The organism is Ramlibacter sp. G4-7 (assembly GCF_057784995.1).
This window is the reverse complement of record NZ_JBYNTT010000008.1, coordinates 139,054-156,288: the sequence shown is the minus strand read 5'-3', so window position 1 is coordinate 156,288 and position 17,235 is coordinate 139,054. Positions and strand designations below refer to the sequence as shown.

At 66.7% G+C, this 17,235-nt stretch carries 16 protein-coding genes and 1 tRNA gene; 10 read left to right on the top strand and 7 right to left on the bottom strand.

What is annotated here, in order from left to right; genetic code table 11:
* Window positions 1–495 carry an outer membrane lipoprotein LolB gene (locus AC3EGR_RS13065; RefSeq protein WP_488546914.1) on the bottom strand — a complete coding sequence of 165 codons (495 nt, stop codon included), beginning with the start codon at window positions 493–495 and terminating at the stop codon, window positions 1–3.
* On the bottom strand, window positions 492–2,222 hold the full coding sequence (locus AC3EGR_RS13060) for a tetratricopeptide repeat protein (RefSeq protein WP_488546913.1): 1,731 nt from the start codon (window positions 2,220–2,222) through the stop codon (window positions 492–494). The genes AC3EGR_RS13065 and AC3EGR_RS13060 overlap by 4 nt, the downstream gene beginning before the upstream one ends.
* 62 nt (window positions 2,223–2,284) lie before the next feature.
* Here AC3EGR_RS13060 and mutM point away from each other — a divergent pair, with 62 nt between their 5' ends.
* From mutM to mutY, 3 genes are read left to right on the top strand one after another with little or no spacing between them, the layout of a single operon-like run.
* On the top strand, window positions 2,285–3,100 hold the full coding sequence (mutM, locus tag AC3EGR_RS13055; protein ID WP_488546912.1) for a bifunctional DNA-formamidopyrimidine glycosylase/DNA-(apurinic or apyrimidinic site) lyase: 816 nt from the start codon (window positions 2,285–2,287) through the stop codon (window positions 3,098–3,100).
* Between the two features lie 52 nt (window positions 3,101–3,152).
* Window positions 3,153–5,123 (top strand): dynamin family protein, encoded by a 1,971-nt coding sequence (locus AC3EGR_RS13050; RefSeq protein WP_488546911.1) that lies wholly within the window; start codon window positions 3,153–3,155, stop codon window positions 5,121–5,123.
* Between the two features lie 4 nt (window positions 5,124–5,127).
* Window positions 5,128–6,222 (top strand): A/G-specific adenine glycosylase, encoded by a 1,095-nt coding sequence (gene mutY, locus AC3EGR_RS13045; protein ID WP_488546910.1) that lies wholly within the window; start codon window positions 5,128–5,130, stop codon window positions 6,220–6,222.
* Between the two features lie 121 nt (window positions 6,223–6,343).
* On the opposite strand, the gene rapZ is transcribed toward mutY, so the two are convergent.
* The 3 genes from rapZ to AC3EGR_RS13030 are packed head-to-tail and all read right to left on the bottom strand — an operon-like array spanning window position 6,344 to window position 9,775.
* Window positions 6,344–7,216 (bottom strand): RNase adapter RapZ, encoded by an 873-nt coding sequence (rapZ, locus tag AC3EGR_RS13040; protein WP_488546909.1) that lies wholly within the window; start codon window positions 7,214–7,216, stop codon window positions 6,344–6,346.
* Between the two features lies 1 nt (window position 7,217).
* A complete protein-coding gene (gene recN / locus AC3EGR_RS13035) occupies window positions 7,218–8,879 on the bottom strand; it encodes a DNA repair protein RecN (RefSeq protein WP_488546908.1) in 1,662 nt (553 codons plus the stop codon).
* Complete coding sequence (locus tag AC3EGR_RS13030) at window positions 8,879–9,775, bottom strand: NAD kinase (RefSeq protein ID WP_488546907.1); 897 nt, start codon at window positions 9,773–9,775, stop codon at window positions 8,879–8,881. The genes recN and AC3EGR_RS13030 overlap by 1 nt, the downstream gene beginning before the upstream one ends.
* 49 nt (window positions 9,776–9,824) lie before the next feature.
* Here AC3EGR_RS13030 and hrcA point away from each other — a divergent pair, with 49 nt between their 5' ends.
* The 7 genes from hrcA to AC3EGR_RS12995 all read left to right on the top strand — a co-directional run bounded on the left by hrcA (window position 9,825) and on the right by AC3EGR_RS12995 (window position 15,812).
* Window positions 9,825–10,826, top strand: coding sequence for a heat-inducible transcriptional repressor HrcA (gene hrcA, locus AC3EGR_RS13025; RefSeq protein ID WP_488547019.1), 1,002 nt, complete (start codon window positions 9,825–9,827; stop codon window positions 10,824–10,826).
* Window positions 10,827–10,991: 165 nt separating this feature from the next.
* Entirely contained in the window at window positions 10,992–11,732 is a 741-nt protein-coding gene (locus AC3EGR_RS13020) for a hypothetical protein (protein ID WP_488546906.1), read from the top strand.
* Between the two features lie 220 nt (window positions 11,733–11,952).
* Entirely contained in the window at window positions 11,953–12,192 is a 240-nt protein-coding gene (locus AC3EGR_RS13015) for a hypothetical protein (protein ID WP_488546905.1), read from the top strand.
* Window positions 12,193–12,236: 44 nt separating this feature from the next.
* Window positions 12,237–12,313, top strand: a tRNA-Ile gene (locus AC3EGR_RS13010).
* A 183-nt stretch (window positions 12,314–12,496) separates the two neighbouring features.
* Complete coding sequence (locus tag AC3EGR_RS13005; RefSeq protein ID WP_488546904.1) at window positions 12,497–13,690, top strand: SIR2 family protein; 1,194 nt, start codon at window positions 12,497–12,499, stop codon at window positions 13,688–13,690.
* Entirely contained in the window at window positions 13,677–15,578 is a 1,902-nt protein-coding gene (locus AC3EGR_RS13000) for an ATP-binding protein (protein WP_488546903.1), read from the top strand. Before AC3EGR_RS13005 ends, AC3EGR_RS13000 begins: the two co-directional genes overlap by 14 nt.
* Window positions 15,579–15,599: 21 nt before the next feature.
* On the top strand, window positions 15,600–15,812 hold the full coding sequence (locus AC3EGR_RS12995) for a KTSC domain-containing protein (RefSeq protein ID WP_488546902.1): 213 nt from the start codon (window positions 15,600–15,602) through the stop codon (window positions 15,810–15,812).
* 387 nt (window positions 15,813–16,199) lie between these two features.
* Here the strand turns inward: AC3EGR_RS12995 and AC3EGR_RS12990 are convergent, their stop codons facing one another.
* Together AC3EGR_RS12990 and AC3EGR_RS12985 are read right to left on the bottom strand one after the other, a co-directional pair.
* Window positions 16,200–16,577: a hypothetical protein gene (locus tag AC3EGR_RS12990; protein ID WP_488546901.1), complete on the bottom strand. Its 378-nt coding sequence runs from the start codon at window positions 16,575–16,577 to the stop codon at window positions 16,200–16,202.
* Window positions 16,570–17,091, bottom strand: a complete 522-nt coding sequence (locus AC3EGR_RS12985; protein WP_488546900.1) for a hypothetical protein — start codon at window positions 17,089–17,091, stop codon at window positions 16,570–16,572. The genes AC3EGR_RS12990 and AC3EGR_RS12985 overlap by 8 nt, the downstream gene beginning before the upstream one ends.
* Between the last annotated feature and the right edge of the window lie 144 nt (window positions 17,092–17,235).

Sequence of the window (17,235 nt, the reverse complement as noted above, 5' to 3'; positions counted from 1 at the left end):
TCAGCGCTCGAAGACCAGCCGCAGGTCGGCCGGCGGGGGCGGGTCCGTGCGCCTGGCACGCAGCCGGCCTTCGCCCACCTGGCTCAGGTCGGCCTGCCAGCCGGGAACGGCGGCGTCCTTGCCGGCGAGCCAGTCGAACAGCGAGGCCACGGGCAAGGGCGCACCGGTCGCTTCCTCGGCCAGCGCATCGAGCGAGGGGAACTGGCGCGTGCTGCCGTTGGAGCGCAGCGTGGCGGAACCAGGCGCCCAGGCCAGCACGGCCACCGTTCCGCCCAGGGGATCGAACAGGCTCAGCTCGCCCTGCTCGGGTGCGCCCTTGAGCTCGAAGCCGGCGGAGAAGGACTGGTTCGCCTGCCCTTCGACGCTCAGCGCCATGCGCCCGGTCCAGGTCTGCACGCCCGGCGCGGCGGGGGCGCGCGGCGGCACGGCGCAGGCGGACAGCAGCAGCGCGAGGAGGGCCGCGCCAGCCCAGCGCGCCGCCAGGCGCAGGCTCACGGCTTGACTTTCAGCCGCTTGAGCGTGTCCTGCAGCGTCTCGTTCTCGGCGTTGATCAGCAGGCCTTCGCGCCAGACGCTTTGCGCCTGGTCGTGCTGGCCCAGGCTCCACAGCACCTCGCCCAGGTGCGCGGCGATCTCGGGATCCGGCCGCTCCTTGTAGGCACCCTGCAGGATGCGCAAGGCCTCGGCCTTGTTCCCGCTGCGGAACTCGACCCAGGCCAGGCTGTCGCTGATGAAGGGATCGCCGGGGGCGAATTCCAGCGCCTTCTGCACCAGTTGCCGGGCCTCGGGCAGGCGCACGCCACGCTCGGCGAGCGAATAGCCCAGGGCGTTGTACGCGTGGTGGTAGTCCGGCTTCTTCGCCATGAGCTGGCGCAGCAGCTTTTCCATGTCGTCGAAGCGGCCCATCTTCTCGGCGATCATGGCCTGGTCGTAGAGCAGGTCGGGGTCGGCCGGGTCCTTGGCGATGGTCTGGGCGAGCAGGTCGTACGCGCCCTTGTAGTCCTTGTTGTCGCGCAGCAGCTGCACTTCGGCCATCGCCTTCAGGCGCGCGTCCGCCGGCGTGCGTTCGGGCAGCGACTGGATCAGCTTGCGCGCTTCGCCCATCTTGCCCTGGCGCGCCAGGATGGATGCGCGCCGGTTCTGCGCCTGCACCAGGTCCTGTGCGTTCTCGATGCGGTCCAGGTAGGCATTGGCCTGCGCGAAGTCCTTGCGCTTTTCGGCGATCTGCGCGAGCGAGAGGTAGGCCTGGGCGGTGCCACGGCTGCGGTCCTCGCCGGCGGGCTGGGCCTGCACCAGTTCGAGATAACGCTTCAGGGCCGCCTCCGCGGCCGGCAGCTGGTTGTCCTGCACCAGCAGCGTGCCTTGCGCGAGCCAGGCCTCGGGGAAGTCGGGCCGCTCGCGCGTGACCAGCTGCAGCTGCTGCAGGGCTTCGGGCTGGCGCTGCGAATCCAGCAGGGCGCGGGCGTAGGACAGGCGCAGCTCCGGCAGCGGCTGCCCCTGCATATAGCTGCGCACCATCGCCTCGGCCTGCGGCAGCTTGGGGTCCATCAGCTCCAGCGCCAGCAGCACGGGCCCTTCGGCAGTGGGCCCGGCGGCCTGGCCGCGCTTGGCCGCATCGAGCGCGCCGGCGGTGTCGCCGGCGGCGAGCCGCAAGCGGCCGACCGCGCTCCACGCGGCGGCGCCGGTGTCGGGCTTGTTCAGGTAATCGGCCAGCCCCTGTTCGAGGATGGCGGCCGCCTGCTTCTTGTCGGTGGCGCGCGAATAGGCGCGCGCGACGGAGGCCATCACGGCGGGCCGGTCGCTCGCGTCGGCCAGCGCGATCTCGGTCTTCAGCGGCTCCAGGCTTTCCGGCAGGCGATTGAGCGCCACCAGGATCTGCAGCACGTAGCGGTTCGCCTCGCGCGATTGCGGGAAGGCCTGCTTCCACGCCCGCGCGGCCTGCAGCGCGGCGTCGCCGCTGCGCGCCTCGAAGGCGAGTTCGACGGCGCGCTGGTAGAGCGAGGCATCGTGGGTCTTGCGCGCGGCGTCCAGGATCAGGGCGAAGCCCGCGGCCGGCTCGCTGCTGCGGACGTTGAGTTCGCCGAGCAGCAGCTGGTAGAACAGTTCGGCGTCGAGGCCGCTGTTGTCGACGGCAGCGACGGTGGTCTGGGCGCAGGCGGTGGTTCCCAAGGTGAACACCGCGGCGAGGGCGACGGAGAGTGCCGCCAGGCGAAAACGCATCATCGAGCCATGATAATCCTTGGCGCCCGGAAGGCAGGGAGCCCGCGGCTCCAACTCCTTTACACATGCCCGAACTCCCTGAAGTCGAGGTCACCCGCCTCAGTTTTGCCGAGCGGATCGCCGGCGCCCGCATCGAGGCGGTCCGCGTGGGCAAGCCGCTGCGCTGGCCGCTCGGCGTGGAACCCGCAACGCTCGTCGGGCGGACGGTGCGCGCCGTGCGCCGGCGCGGCAAATACCTGCTCGTGGACCTGGACCGCGGTCTGCTGCTGCTGCACCTGGGCATGTCCGGCAGCCTGCGCTTCGACGGCGCGATGCCGCAGGCGCAGCTGCACGACCACTTCGACCTGGTGACCGACAAGGGCGTGCTGCGCCTGAACGACCCGCGCCGCTTCGGCGCCGTGGTCTACGCGGAGGGGGAGGACGCCGCGGAGGCGGTCAAGTTGCTCGGAGGCCTGGGCGTGGAGCCGCTCACCGAGCAGTTCGACCTGGCCGCCTTCCACGCGGGCCTGAAGAAGCGCAGTGCGCCCATCAAGCAGGTCCTGCTTTCCGGCGACCTGGTCGTAGGCGTCGGCAACATCTATGCATCCGAGGCCCTGTTCCTCGCCGGCATCCGCCCCACGCTGGCCGCACGGCGCATCAGCCGCCCGCGCGCGGCGCGCCTGCATGCGGCGATCCGTGAAGTACTTGCCAGGGCCGTTGCCAAAGGGGGCAGCACGCTGCGCGACTTCTCCAATGCCTGGGGCGAATCCGGCTACTTCCAGCTCGAAGCCATGGTGTACGACCGCGAGCGCCAGCCTTGTCGCGTGTGCGGAACACCCATCCGGATGATCCGTCAGGGCGCGCGCGCAACGTATTTCTGCCCGGTGTGCCAGAAGTCCTGAGGACAAAAAGGGTCCGATGCTATAGTGAATTGAAGAGAGAGTCGGGGGCTGAGTGGTTACTTCCTTCAATGAGCAGTTCGACCAGCATGGCGCATGGCGGCGTGAGTTCGCCCTGCGCCTGAAGCTGCTGGCGGAGTGGCTGAAGGACCACGACCTGCTGGACTCCGCGGTCGACGAGCGCGTGCGCCGCCTCGAAAGCCAGATGCGCTCCGACAAGGTGATGGTCGCCTTCGTCGCCGAGTTCTCGCGCGGCAAGTCGGAGTTGATCAACGCGATCTTCTTCGCCGGCTACAAGCGCCGCATCATGCCGGCGAGCGCCGGGCGCACGACGATGTGCCCCACCGAGCTGGGCTACGACGCCGAAGTGCCGCCCTGCCTGCGCCTGCTGCCGATCGAGACGCGCCTGCAGACGCAGCCCCTGATGGAATGGCGCATGGTGCCGGAGAAGTGGCACCGGGTGGACCTGGACGTCAACGACCCCGCGCAGCTGGCCCAGGCCTTCGAGAAGGTCTCGGAAGTGCGCCGCGTCACCGTCGACCAGGCCAAGGCCCTGGGCTTCTGGCACGAGGAGTCTCCCGAGGACAATCCCATGATGGGGTCCGACGGGCTGGTGGAGGTGCCCAAGTGGCGCCATGCCCTGATCAACATCGCCCACCCGCTGCTCAAGCAGGGCCTGGTGATCCTGGACACGCCCGGCCTCAACGCCATCGGCGCCGAGCCCGAGCTCACCGTCAACCTGATCCCGCAGGCGCACGCCGTCGTCTTCATCCTGGCCGCCGACACCGGCGTGACCAAGTCGGACCTGGCGATCTGGCGCGAGCACCTGATCGCCGAAGACCAGGATGCCGATTCGCGCCTGGTGGTCCTGAACAAGATCGACACGATGTGGGACGCCCTGTCCACCGCGTCGCAGGTGCAGGCGCAGATCGACCGGCAGCGCCGGACGACCGCGGAGATCCTGGGCCTGCAGGAAGATCAGGTGATCCCGGTGTCGGGCCAGAAGGGCCTGGTCGCCAAGGTCAACAACAACGCGGAGCTGCTCAAGGCGTCCAACCTGCCCGCGCTGGAACAGGCGCTGGCGCAGGGCGTCATGGGCCAGCGCCAGTCCATCCTGCGCTCCTCGGTCAGCACCAACATCACGGACCTGCGCACGGAGGTGAACCGGGTCCTGGGCGTGCGCCGGCGCGACCTCGCCGAGCAGATGGTGGAATTGAAGGGACTGCGCGGCAAGAACACCTCGGTGATCAAGCACATGCGCGCCCGCATCGAGCAGGAGCAGGCGGACTTCGACGCGAGCGGCGCCAAGATCCACGCGGTGCGCTCGGTGCACCTGAAGCTGCTGCGCGACGTGTTCGACCTGCTGGGCACCGCCACGCTCAAGAAGGAGATGGCGGTGCTGACCAAGGCGCTGCGCACCCCCGGCCTCAAGCTGGGCGTGCGCAAGGCCTATTCGCACACCTTCGACCGCCTGCGCGAAGGCCTGCGGCAGGGCGAGAAGATCAGCAGCGAGATCCAGACCATGCTGACCGGCACCTTCCGGCAGCTCAATGCCGAATACGGCTTCGCGCTGCAGGCGCCGCGCGAGCCGGACCTGGCCCGCTACGAGCGCGACCTCGACCTGGTCGAGCGCAGCCACAACCAGTACCTGGGCGTGAGCAACGCGCTGAAGCTGGCGCAGCCCGAGTTCGCCGACCGGCTGGTGCGCGCGCTCGCCACCCGCCTGCGCGTGATCTACGAGTCGGCGCTGGGCGAAGTGGAGCTGTGGAACAAGTCCGCCGCCGCGCAGCTCGATGCGCAGCTGCGGGAACGCCGCCGCAACTTCGGCCGCCGGCTGGAGGCCATCGAACGCATCCAGCAGGCCGCGACCGGCCTGGACGACCGCATCGCCGAGATCGACGCGCAGGAAAAGGCGCTGACGCTGCTGGACTCCAAGCTCGCGGAGCTGACCGGCCAGCTGACGAACGCGCCCTTGCTGGGCGGCGCCCGGGCCCCGGTCGCGCAACCGGCGCTCAAGACGGCCTGATCCCATGGTGCGCCCGCCGGGCCGCCCCAGGGGCGCGGCTGACCGCCAGGCGCAGGCTGGCGGCCTTCCCGATGCGCTGGCCGGCTTTTCCGGCCGCGTCGTGCGCTGGCAGCGCGCGCACGGCCGCAATTCCCTGCCCTGGCAGAACACGCGCGACCCTTATCGCGTGTGGCTCTCCGAGATCATGCTGCAGCAGACGCAGGTCGCCGCGGTGCTGGGCTACTACGAGCGCTTCCTCGCGCGCTTTCCCGACGTGCAGGCGCTGGCCGCGGCGCCCCTGGACGACGTGCTGGCCCTGTGGAGCGGCCTGGGCTACTACAGCCGCGCGCGCAACCTCCATCGCTGTGCGCAGGAGGTGGTGGCACACCATGCGGGCGCGTTTCCGCGCAGCGCCGACGTGCTGGCGACGCTGCCCGGCATCGGGCCGTCCACGGCCGCCGCGATCTCGTCCTTCTGTTTCGGCGAACGGGCCGCGATCCTCGACGGAAACGTCAAGCGGGTGCTCACGCGCCTGCTGGCGTACGAAGACGACCTGAGCCTGGGCGCGAGCGAGCGGCGCCTGTGGGACCACGCACGCGAGCTGCTGCCGCGGCGCGAGCTGCAGGAGAACATGCCGCGCTACACGCAGGGCATCATGGACCTGGGCGCGACCATCTGCCTGCCGCGCAACCCGAGCTGCCTGCTGTGCCCCGTGCAGGGGGACTGCGCCGCGGCGCGGCAGGGCCGGCCGGAGGACTTCCCGGTCAGGACGAAGAAGCTCAAGCGCGGCGCCGAGTCGCTGTGGCTGCTGCACGCGCAGGCCGACGACGGGTCGGTGTGGCTGCAGAAGCGCCCGACCCCGGGCGTCTGGGCGGGGCTTTACTGCCTGCCGGTGTTCGCCAGCCGCGAAGCGCTGGACGAGGTGCTGCCGAAACGCGCGCAGGTGCGCGAGGTGGAGCCGTTCGTGCACGTGCTGACGCACAAGGACCTGCACCTGCACCCCGTGCAGGTGGTGGTGAAGCCGCAGTGGGGCGCGGGGGAAGGGCAGTGGTTCGGGCAGGGAGAGTGGGCGGCCGTGGGCTTGCCGGCGCCGGTGCGCAGGTTTCTCGAGCGGGTTTGACGACCTTCGGTGGGGTTCGCTGCGCTCACCGCCACCCTACCAATTCACGCTGACGAACGCCGTGTCGGGTGGCGCGGCGAAGCCGCGGACGGTGAACGACGTGAACCCCACCGTCTCCGCCCTACCGCGCGTCCATCTCCCGGTGCCGCTTCAGCGCCGTCCAGCGCTTGCCGAATTCTTCGGCCAGCCGCTCCACCAGGTACACCGAACGGTGCTGGCCGCCCGTGCAGCCGATGGCGACCGTCACGTAGCTGCGGTGGTTGCGGGCCAGCGGCTCGAGCCAGTGGTCCAGGAAGGCGCAGATGTCCGCGTACATGTCCTCGACCTCCTGGTACTTGCGCAGGTAGTCGATCACCGGCTGGTCCTTGCCCGTGAGATCGCGCAGCTCGGGCTCGTAGTGCGGGTTCGGCAGCATGCGCACGTCGAACACGTAGTCGGCGTCGACGGGGATGCCGCGCTTGTACGAGAAGGACTGGAACACCAGCGTCATCGCCGCAAGCGGCGCCGACAGCAGCGATTTCACGTAGGCCTGCAGCTGCGCGGCGCGCAGCACGCTGGTGTCGATCACGTGGGCACGCTGGCGCAGGGCGGCGAGCATCTCGCGTTCGAGCTCGATGGCCTCCACCACGGCGCGTTGCTGGTCGCTCTGGGCGTCCGTGCCGGCGCGCGACAGCGGGTGGCGCCGGCGCGTTTCGGAAAAGCGGCGCACCAGTGTTTCCGTGGTTGCGTCGAGGAACAGCGGGCGCACCGCGATGCCGCTGCGCACCAGGGTGTCGAGCTGGCCGGGCACCAGCGGCAGCGCACCCGCGCTGCGCACGTCCATGGCGATGGCCACGCGGCGCCGCGCGTGGCGCAGTTCCAGGTCCACGAACTGAAGCAGCAATTCCGGCGGCAGGTTGTCCACGCAGAAATAACCCGCATCCTCCAGCGCGCGCAGCGCCACCGACTTGCCCGAGCCGGACATGCCGGTGATGAGGACGAGCTCCAGGGGCATGTCAGCTGCCTGCCGCGGCCGCGTCGCCGAGCATTTCCTTGGCGTGGGCGAGGGTGGTGCCGGAAAGGCGCTCGCCTCCCAGCATCCGGGCGACTTCGGCGACGCGCTTCTCGCCTTCGACCGGGGCGACGCTGCTGGCCACGCCGGCCTTCTCGGCCTTCTTTGCCACCACGAGGTGGTGGTCGGCGCAGGCGGCCACCTGCGGCAGGTGCGTGACGGCCAGCACCTGGCGGTCGCGCCCGAGCTGTTTCATCAGCCGCCCCACGGTCTCGGCCACCGCGCCGCCGACGCCGGAATCGACCTCGTCGAAGATCAGCGTCTGCGCTTCGCCCAGGCGGCTGGTGGTCACGGCGATGGCCAGGGCGATGCGCGAGAGCTCGCCACCGGAGGCCACCTTGCCCACCGGCCGCGGCGTGCTGCCTGCGTGACCCGCGACCAGGAATGCCACCTCCTCCAGCCCGTAGGCCGAAGGGGCCGCGGCCTTCTCCAGTGCCACCTCGAAGCGCCCGCCCTGCATGCCCAGGCCCTGCATGGCTTGCGTCACCGCCTTGGCCAGCTGCGGGGCGGCCTTGGCGCGCGCGGCGGACAGCGCCTTCGCCTCCTTGAGGAACGCTTCCTGTTCCTTCTTCTCGGCGGCCTCCAGGGCCGCGAGGTCGGCGGCGGCGTCGAGCCTGGCGAGCTCCTCCTGCCACCCGGCGAGCAGCGCCGGCAGGTCGGCGGGCTGGCGCTTGTAGCGGCGCGCCAGCGACATCCAGCTGCCCATGCGCTCGTCGAGTTCGGCCAGCCGCTCCGGATCGAGGTCGGTCTTGCGCAGGTAGGCCTGCAGCGAGTGCGCGGCATCTTCCACCTGCGCCAGGCTGGAGGCCAGCACCTCGGCGATCTCGCGGAACTGCGGCTCCAGGTGTTCCTGTTCGCGCAAGGTGTCCAGCGCCTGCGCCAGGCCGCGCCGGGCACCGCCCTCGTCGCCATCGAGCAGTTCCTGCGTGCCTTGCGCGGCATCGAGCAGGGCCTGCGCGTGCGACAGGCGCGTGTGGTCCGCATTGAGCTGGTCCCACTCGTCCTCGCGCGGCGCCAGCTTGTCGAGTTCGCCGATCTGCCAGGCCAGGCGTTCCCGCTCGCGCTGCAGCGAGTCCTGCGCGTCGCGGGCGTCGGCCAGGGTCTTCTGCGCCGCGCGCCAGCCGTTCCACAGCTGCTGCAGCCGCGCCGCGTCGACGCCGGCATAGCCATCGAGCAGGGTGCGCACGGACGCGGGGCGGGTGAGGCTCTGCCAGGCGTGCTGCCCATGGATGTCGACCAGCATCTCGCCGGCCTCGCGCAGCTGCGTGGCGGTGGCGGCGCTGCCGTTGATCCAGGCGCGGCTCTTGCCCTGGGTGTCGACGGTGCGGCGGAGCAGCAGCGTGTCTGCCGCGTCGAAACCGGCCTCCTGCAGCCACGGCAGCAGCGCGGCGGGCAGGTCGAACTCGGCGCTGATCTCGGCGCGGGGCGCGCCTTCTCGCACCACCGTCGCTTCGGCGCGGGCACCCAGCGCAAGCTGCAGCGCGTCGACCAGGATCGACTTGCCGGCGCCCGTCTCCCCGGTGAGCACGGAGAAGCCTTCGCCCAGGTCGAGCTCGAGCTCGCGGACGATGACGAAGTCGCGCAGCGCGATGCGTTTGAGGCCCACTAGCTCGTCCCCTCGTTCCAGTGCAGTTTCTTGCGCAGGGTGTCGAAGTAGGTCCAACCCCTGGGATGCAGGAATCGTACCTTGTGCTGCGAGCGCCGCACGGTGATGCGGTCACCGTGCAACAGTGAAGCGAGCGACTGCATGTCGAAATTGGCGCTGGCATCGCGCCCGGCCACCAACTCGATGGCGATCTCCACCCCGTCGGGCAGCACGATGGGCCGGTTCGACAGCGTGTGCGGCGCGATGGGAACCAGCACCCAGCCGGGGGTCGAAGGGTGCAGCAGCGGGCCGCCGGCCGACAGCGCGTACGCCGTCGACCCCGTGGGCGAGGCGACGATCAGGCCGTCGGCGCGCTGGTTGGCGACGAAGTGGCCGTCGACCTCGACCCGCAGTTCCACCATGCCGGAGGTGGCGCCGCGGTTCACGACCACGTCGTTCATGGCCAGCGCGTCGAACACCACCTGCTCGTCCCGGATCACCCTGGCGTGCATCAGCGAGCGCTGGTCCTCCTCGTACTCGCCCGCCAGCATGGGCGGCAGCACGTTGCGGTACTGGTCCAGCGCGATGTCGGTGATGAAGCCCAGGCGGCCCTGGTTGATGCCGATGAGGGGCACGCCGTGGCGCGCGAGCTGCCGCCCTATCCCCAGCATCGTGCCGTCGCCGCCCACGACCAGGCCCAGGTCGCACTGGGTGCCGATCGCAGCGACTTCCGCGGTGGGGTAGCTGGTGAGGCCGATGAGTGCGGCGGTGTCGCGTTCCACCACCACCTCGCAGCCCTGGGATGTCAGGAAATTCGCAATGTCTTCCAGCGCACTGCGGGTTTGTGCCGCCACGGCAGGGGCCACGGAGGCGTGGTACTTGCCGATCACGGCGACCTGCCGGAAGATCGATTTCATTCGCAAATTACATCATTAAAATCGCTGGGCAGTCCCCTTCCTTCCAATGATGCTCGACGACCGCGCCAAGGTGTTGCTCAAAGCCCTGATCGAGCGCTATATCGCCGAGGGGCAACCCGTGGGTTCGCGCACGCTGTCGCGCGCCTCGGGCCTGGAGCTGTCGCCCGCCACCATCCGCAACGTGATGTCGGACCTGGAGGAGCTCGGGCTGGTCGCCAGCCCGCACACTTCCGCCGGCCGCATCCCCACCGCGCGCGGCTACCGGCTGTTCGTGGACACGATGCTCACGGCGCGCCGGGACGATTTCGCGACGCCCTCGCTGCCCCCGGACCAGCCGCAGAAGGTGATCGCGCATGCGGCGCACATGCTGTCGAGCCTCTCGCAGTTCGTGGGCGTGGTGGTGGCACCGCGGCGCAGCTCCGTGTTCCGCCACATCGAATTCCTGCGCCTGGCGGAGCGGCGCTTCCTCATCATCATCGTCTCGCCCGAGGGCGACGTGCAGAACCGGGTGGTGCATACCGCGGCGGACTACACGCAGTCGCAGCTGGCCGAAGCGGCCAACTACCTCAATGCGCATTACGCGGGCCTCACCATCGAGGAGGTGCGCGAGCGGCTGAAAGGCGAGGTGGAGCAGCTGCGCGGCGAGATCGCCACGCTGATGCAGACCGCGGTGGAGGCGAGCTCCGAAGCGCTGACCCAGGAGCAGGACGAGGTCGTGATCGCCGGCGAGCGCAACCTGCTCGCGGTGAGCGACTTCGCCAGCGACATGACGCACCTGCGGCACGCCTTCGAGCTGTTCGAACAGAAGACCCAGCTCATGCGCCTGCTCGATATCTCCAGCCAGGCCGACGGCGTGCGCATCTTCATCGGCGGCGAGAGCCAGATCGTGCCGTTCGAGGAGCTCTCGGTGGTGAGCGCGCCCTACGAGGTGGACGGGCAGGTGGTGGGGACGCTGGGCGTCATCGGGCCCACCCGGATGGCCTACGACCGCATGATCCAGATCGTCGACATCACCTCGCGGCTGGTGAGCAATGCGCTGAGCCACAAGTGATGGTGTCGGCTGCGCCACGCGCCTTAGTGCTTCCGCACGCGTCCTCACGGTAATTCTCCGCACGCCTGTCCACTGGCGTGCATCCCCGCCACGCTCGTCACATGCGCGCTTGACGGCCGAGCAACGTGCTATGACACTGGCTTCGTTTTTACAACAAGAAACATTATGTCCTTGCGATCCATGCGCGCCGCGGCAACCGGCGCCCTCCTGGCAGCTCTCCTCGCCGGCTGCGGCGGCGGGGACGAAGCGCCGGCGTCCGCCACCAACGTCTGGTGGGGCACCACCGCCTCCGGCCGCGACCTCGGGGGCGTGACCCTCGCCGACGGCTCCTATTACCTGCTGTACTCCTCGACGACCGACGCCAACACCGTGGGCGGCGCGATCCAGGGCACGGCGACGATCACCGGGGAGTCCTTCGCCTCCTCCGACGCCCTGGACTTCAGCGCCGAAGGCGCGGGAATCCGGCCGTCGACCGTGGCAGCCCTCCTGAAGTCCGGCTCCCTGGCCGGCACCGTGACCACGACCGCCACCGGTGCGACCCTGAGCTTCCAGACCCGCACCTACGATCCGGGCTGGGGCGCCTCCGTGCCCAGCCTGCAGCGCCTGGCCGGCTCCTACAACGGCACCGCCGGGTTCGCGCTCGGCGTGCGTCCGGCCGTCTTCACGGTGACGGAAAGCGGTGCCGTGACCAGCACCATCAACGGCTGCGCCATCACCGGCACGGCCAAGCCCCGCACCGACGGCAATGCCTACGACCTGAACATCGCCTTCGGCGGCGCCCCCTGTGCGCTCCCGGGCCTGGCGTTCGCGGGCATCGCCTACATCCGCATCGACAACGGCCGGCTGTACGCGGTCGCCCGCAACGCGGCCACCAAGCAAAGCGTCATCTTCAGCGGCGCGAAGTAAGCACGCCGGGCCCGACGTCTTCGACACGCGGGCATCCAGTTCCTCGCGCGCGGCCTGCAGGCCGCGACTCCGGGGCCGCCCGACGCCCGTGACCCCGGTCCTGAGGCGTCGGGCGATCGTCGCGCATGGCGACTTTTGCACACATGCCCCGCACTTCCGTGCAGCAGCCGGCGGCGTCCTACGCCGGCTTGTCCGCAGCCGGGGGTGAAATTGCCGGCACATGGTCGAGCCCAAGAAGTACACCGAGTGGCTGCAGGTGCACCGGCGCCTGCTGGAGCAGGAGCGCGCGTTTGCCCGTTCCCGCGAAGCGATGGCCCGCGGCGAGCGCGTCGACGCGGAGATGGTGTCCATCCAGCAGTCGGAGATCCGGGCGCTGCGCGCACTTTCACGCGCACTCATCCGCAGGTCGCTCCCACCGACGGAGCATCCCGGGCAAGGACAAGGCAAGGAACGACGCTGACGCGTCGGGGGCCTGGCGGGGCGCGGCCAATACAATGCCCGAGGGGGCCGTTAGCTCAGTTGGTTAGAGCAGGGGACTCATAATCCCTTGGTCGCTGGTTCGAGCCCAGCACGGCCTACCAGTTCTTCTCTCGCAACGCTGCTATAAAAGATGGAGCGCCTGCGTGCAGGCCGTGGCTCATGTAGCCGTGGTGTAGCCCGCCGCGCCACCTTCTCCCCCTTTCGCCAGAGGCGCCAAACCTGCCAATTGGTAGAGTCGCGGCTCTCACGCGCGCCCTGCTCGTGGAATCAGCGAAGGACAAGGGATGCAGTTTCACGATCCTTACCGCCAATCAACTCTGCTGCAACAGGCGCTTGCGCCAAGCAGGATGCGGATAGGTTTTCTTCTTGGAGCAGGGTGTCCAGTGTCGGTGCGCGTCAAGGATGCCGGAGGCGCCGACAAGGCATTGATCCCCGACATAGCCGGGCTGACGGCGCTGATCGACAGTGACCTCAAAGCCGACACTGCACTCGCCGCCAGCTATAAGGCGCTGCTTGCAAGGTTACCTGCCGCTCCCACCCCCAACATTGAGGTCATCCTGAGCCATCTCAGGGCGCTTCACGACATCGTCGGAGCTGGCGATATCGGGGGCCTGAAAGTGGCTGACTTGCAGAAGCTGGAAAAGAGAATCTGTGAGCTGATTTCCGGCGTCGTGCGCGCTGAGCTCCCCGACTTCCAGACGCCATATCATCATCTCGCTTCGTGGGTAAGTGCGACGTCGAGGGCGCACTCCATAGAGGTGTTCACGCCCAACTACGACTTGCTTATCGAGCAGGCATTCGAAGCGAGGCGGGTGCCTTATTTCGATGGCTTCGTGGGTGCCAGAGAAGCATTCTTCGACCTGGCGTCGATGGAGAGCGATGTGCTTCCTACGCGCTGGGCCAAGTTGTGGAAGCTTCACGGCTCCATTAATTGGTGGCGTACGACGACTGACGAAGTTGTTCGTAAAGAAAAAAGCGCCAGCGGTGATCGGCACATGATCTATCCGTCGCACCTTAAGTACGACCAGAGTCGCCGCCTCCCGTACCTTGCGATGCTGGACCGGCTACGAGATTTCCTCGGGCGTGGTCAGGCCGTTCTTGTGACCTGCGGGTACTCCTTTGCCGACCAACATCTAAATGAAGTTCTCCTGAACGGTCTGAGGGGCAACCCAACGGCAATGTGCTTTGGACTTCTTTATGGGGCTAGAGCAAATTACTCGGAAGGGCTGCGGTGCGCAACGAGGCAACCTAATCTTAGTTTGCTCGCGGAGGACGGAGCAGTTCTCGGGACCTTGGATCGCGAATGGAATGCTGAAGACGGGTCGGCGCATCCGCTGCACGGCCTGGGTATCCGGTTCGAAGGGGCTCAGGGCGCCCCCGCCAAGAACAAGTTTCTGCTCGGGGACTTCCGGAGACTTGGTGACTTCCTTGCGTACCAGATCAATCAGAACGAGGACGGAACCCATGCAACAGCGTGACCCTACCCTCGTTGGGACGGTTCAGGACGTTTTCGGATCCACGATAACCGTGGAGCTTCGCGATGACACGGCAACCGGCCTTGGTTTTGTACATGGCGAAGGCTACCGCATAGGACAGGTGGGGAGCTTCGTCCGAATCCCTCTCGGGTTCGTCAATCTGTACGGCGTAGTCTCTCAGGTCGGCGCAGGCGCCGCGCCAGAAAAGGGAGCCGGGGCACGAGAGTACGGGAACCGCTGGATAAAGGTTCAAATGGTTGGGGAAGGACAGCGCGGCGGGCGCTTTGAAAGGGGGATATCGCAGCACCCGACAGTCGATGACTCTGTTCACATAGTCACGCAGTCCGACTTGGCCGCAATTTACGGCGCTGTCGACATGCAGGAATATGTTTCTTTAGGACGTCTGGCCAGCGCGGAAGCGATTCCGGCTTTGGTGAACATCAACCGGCTGGTGTCGCGCCACAGCGCGGTGGTTGGGACAACGGGTTCGGGAAAGTCGACCACAGTTGCCGGACTCCTGTCGGCTCTATCTGACCCGACGCGGTATCCCTCCGCACGCATCCTAGTTCTCGATATCCACGGAGAGTACGCGAAGGCGTTGAAAGACCGTGCAAACGTGTTCAGAGTGGGTGCGGACGCGGCGCTTCAGCAGCGGCAGCTATATGTCCCGTACTGGGCACTCGCCTTCGACGAAATGGTTCCATTTGCGTTCGGAAAGCTGAGTGACACTCAAGCATCAGCCGTGGCGGAGTTCGTTCTGCAGTTGAAGCGAGAAGCTCTCGATGCCTTTCCGCGCGAAGGCGTATCCGTAGACACCCTTACGGCGGACTCTCCCGTACCTTTCTCGATCCATAAGCTCTGGTTTGAGCTGCATAAACGCGAGCACCATACGCTCGTGCCGTCACCAGGAGCGGCAGCAGGTGAGCTCATGCCAGCGTATGTCCTGAACGCCGCCGGGCAGCCGCTTGATCTGGGTGACGCAATGGCAGTGAGGCCGCCGCAGTATCGCACCCCTAAGCAAACCGGCCCGGCACCGGAGCAAGTGCGACTTGGATCGGGCTCAATAGGCATTCGGTCGCAGTTGGCGGCTCTGGCAGCGAAGCTTCGAGACCCCCGAATGGCGTTCATGTTCAACCCGGGCGGCTGGCGGCCGCAGTTAACTGGAGAGATTGATCGCGACCTCGACGAATTGCTTGAAGACTGGATCGGCTCACCTCGTCCAGTGTCGATCCTGGACCTCTCTGGCATTCCGTCAAGCATCGTGAGTGACCTTGTTGGTTCACTGTTACGCGTGCTGTACGACGCAGTGTTCTGGGCGAGGAACTTGCCTGAAGGCGGCCGCGAACGCCCGCTCCTGGTGGTACTTGAGGAGGCGCACGCGTACTTGGCAAAGGACAATACCGGCGCTGCTTCCGCATCCGTGCGTCGCATTGCGAAAGAGGGGCGAAAGTACGGCGTTGGCATGATGCTGGTAAGTCAGCGGCCTTCGGAGATTGACAGCACTATCCTTTCACAATGCGGCACGCTGTTTGCCCTGCGGCTGGCAAGTGACGCGGATCGGGGGCACATCGCTAACGCTGCCGCCGACAACCTGAAAGGTCTGTTTGAGATGCTTCCGGTGCTGCGAACCGGGGAAGCCATCGTAGTTGGAGAGGCAGTGAGCCTGCCTGTGCGCGCGTTGATTACGCCACCGCCTCTTGATCAGAGACCAGATAGCAGTGATCCCAGAGTGGTCGTGCGTCAGATTGACGACCAAGGGCACCCTGCGTTTGAGGCCCCTGGTGGGTGGAGTCAGGCAAGCGGGCCGCATGACTACAGCATCGTTGTAAAGCAGTGGCGTAAGCAGTCCGCACAATATGAGCACGCGGCGCCGCACGATCCGGCTGCATGAGCCTATCTACGGAGGTCTTAAATGGTTGATTCGTTTGAATGTCCGGAGTCTTCGACGATTGTGCGGGTAGTGTATGACGACGAGTCGATGATTCTGACTGTGGAGTTCAAGCAGTCTACGTACCAGTACTACGACGTCCCGTCGCACATCTTCGAACAGATGCGCGTTTGCGGCTCCAAAGGGCAGTTCCTCGCCCAACAAATCAAAAGCCAGTACCGCTATTCGCGTGCGTAGACTTGAACAGAGTGCGACGTCGCACTGTTCTCGGCGCGAAACCTTCCGCAGGCTCTCAAGACTGTCAGTGCCGTTGACCAAGTCCAAGCCGAAACATCGGGCGCAGGGGATGATTCAACCGTCAAGTTCAAGGCGATCTTGAAGACTTCGGAACCCCTGTATGCGCCAGTTCCCTTCGATGAGGCCGCGACCAGCGCAGGCGCAAACATCGCTCTTGCCTCGCAGATTGACACGGCAGCACAGCAACTCTCGGCCGACAGTCGCGCGAAGTTCAAGGCCGACATTGAGAAGGCAACTGCGAAGCCCACCTTCATCAAGGCTGTCAAGGGTGGTGACCAACTTGTCCCTCCTTCAGCATCTCTGACAGCGGCAAGCCCACGGCATCGGCTAGCCTAACAGGCGCGCGATATCGCCCACCTCCGGGTCAATGAATGCCTTCGGTTCCTTGCTGACCTCAATGGCGCCGGCGATGATGCCAAAGGCGTTGGGGCGGCGCTGTATCTCATGCTTGTCGGTAGTTTGCAGCGTCGCCATTTTGTCCTGCACGTGAATTACCTCGCCAATCCCTTTGATCACCTCAAGCCGGCCAAGCGACTCGCCTGAATCAGGGTCGATGATTTCTTCGCCAATCTTGTAGATCAGGAATCGCTGGCCCGACCGTATGCCGTGCAGGCGCCCGGCATTGATTACGACGCGAAACTCGTCAATGATGCTCGCAATCTTCGCGCTTACAACGAGTTGATTCTCTGCGGGCTGGTTAGCCATTTGTCATGACCTCCAAATAACGGGATTTGATGTCGGGAAGAGCATTTAGGCTGCGCCAGCGACTCCTATCTTCCAGATATGTTGCGAGCCCACGGCTGGTCAACGGAACGGCAACTACGCACTGTGGGTAGCCTTCCGTAGTGGTCGTTTCAACTGAAAGCAGTGCTAGAGGAAGCTGCACGCCATCAGCGCTCGCGACGAGCGCCAAAAGTTGCCCCGGCTGAATCCATGTCGATCTATCGAGAATGATGATTAAGCGGCCTTCATAGAAGTGGGTACCCTTCAGCACGAGGCGGACCGCGGCTGGCGATTTCGCCTCGATGTAGTACTTTTTCGCCGTGGCTGTCATGCCAATAAGGGCGAACAGAAGGAAAACCGACGACGCCGCAAAACTCCTGGTCGGGAGTGGCACGCTGTTATCAACCCCGAAGAATGACGCGACGCCGACCAACCCGGCCGCTGCACTCCACAGAATCGGGAACGGCTTAAACAGCGCGTCGCGCGAAAAGCTCATTGAATCATCCAGTCTTCCGGCTGTAGGGTTCGGTCGTGTAGCCTGTAAATTCGTCGGGAGGCGCAGCGACCGTTGCTCGACATTATGGGGGCAGGTCGCCTGGGGTTAGGGGCACCGCCGTACCCGCTGGAATGCAGTAGGGTC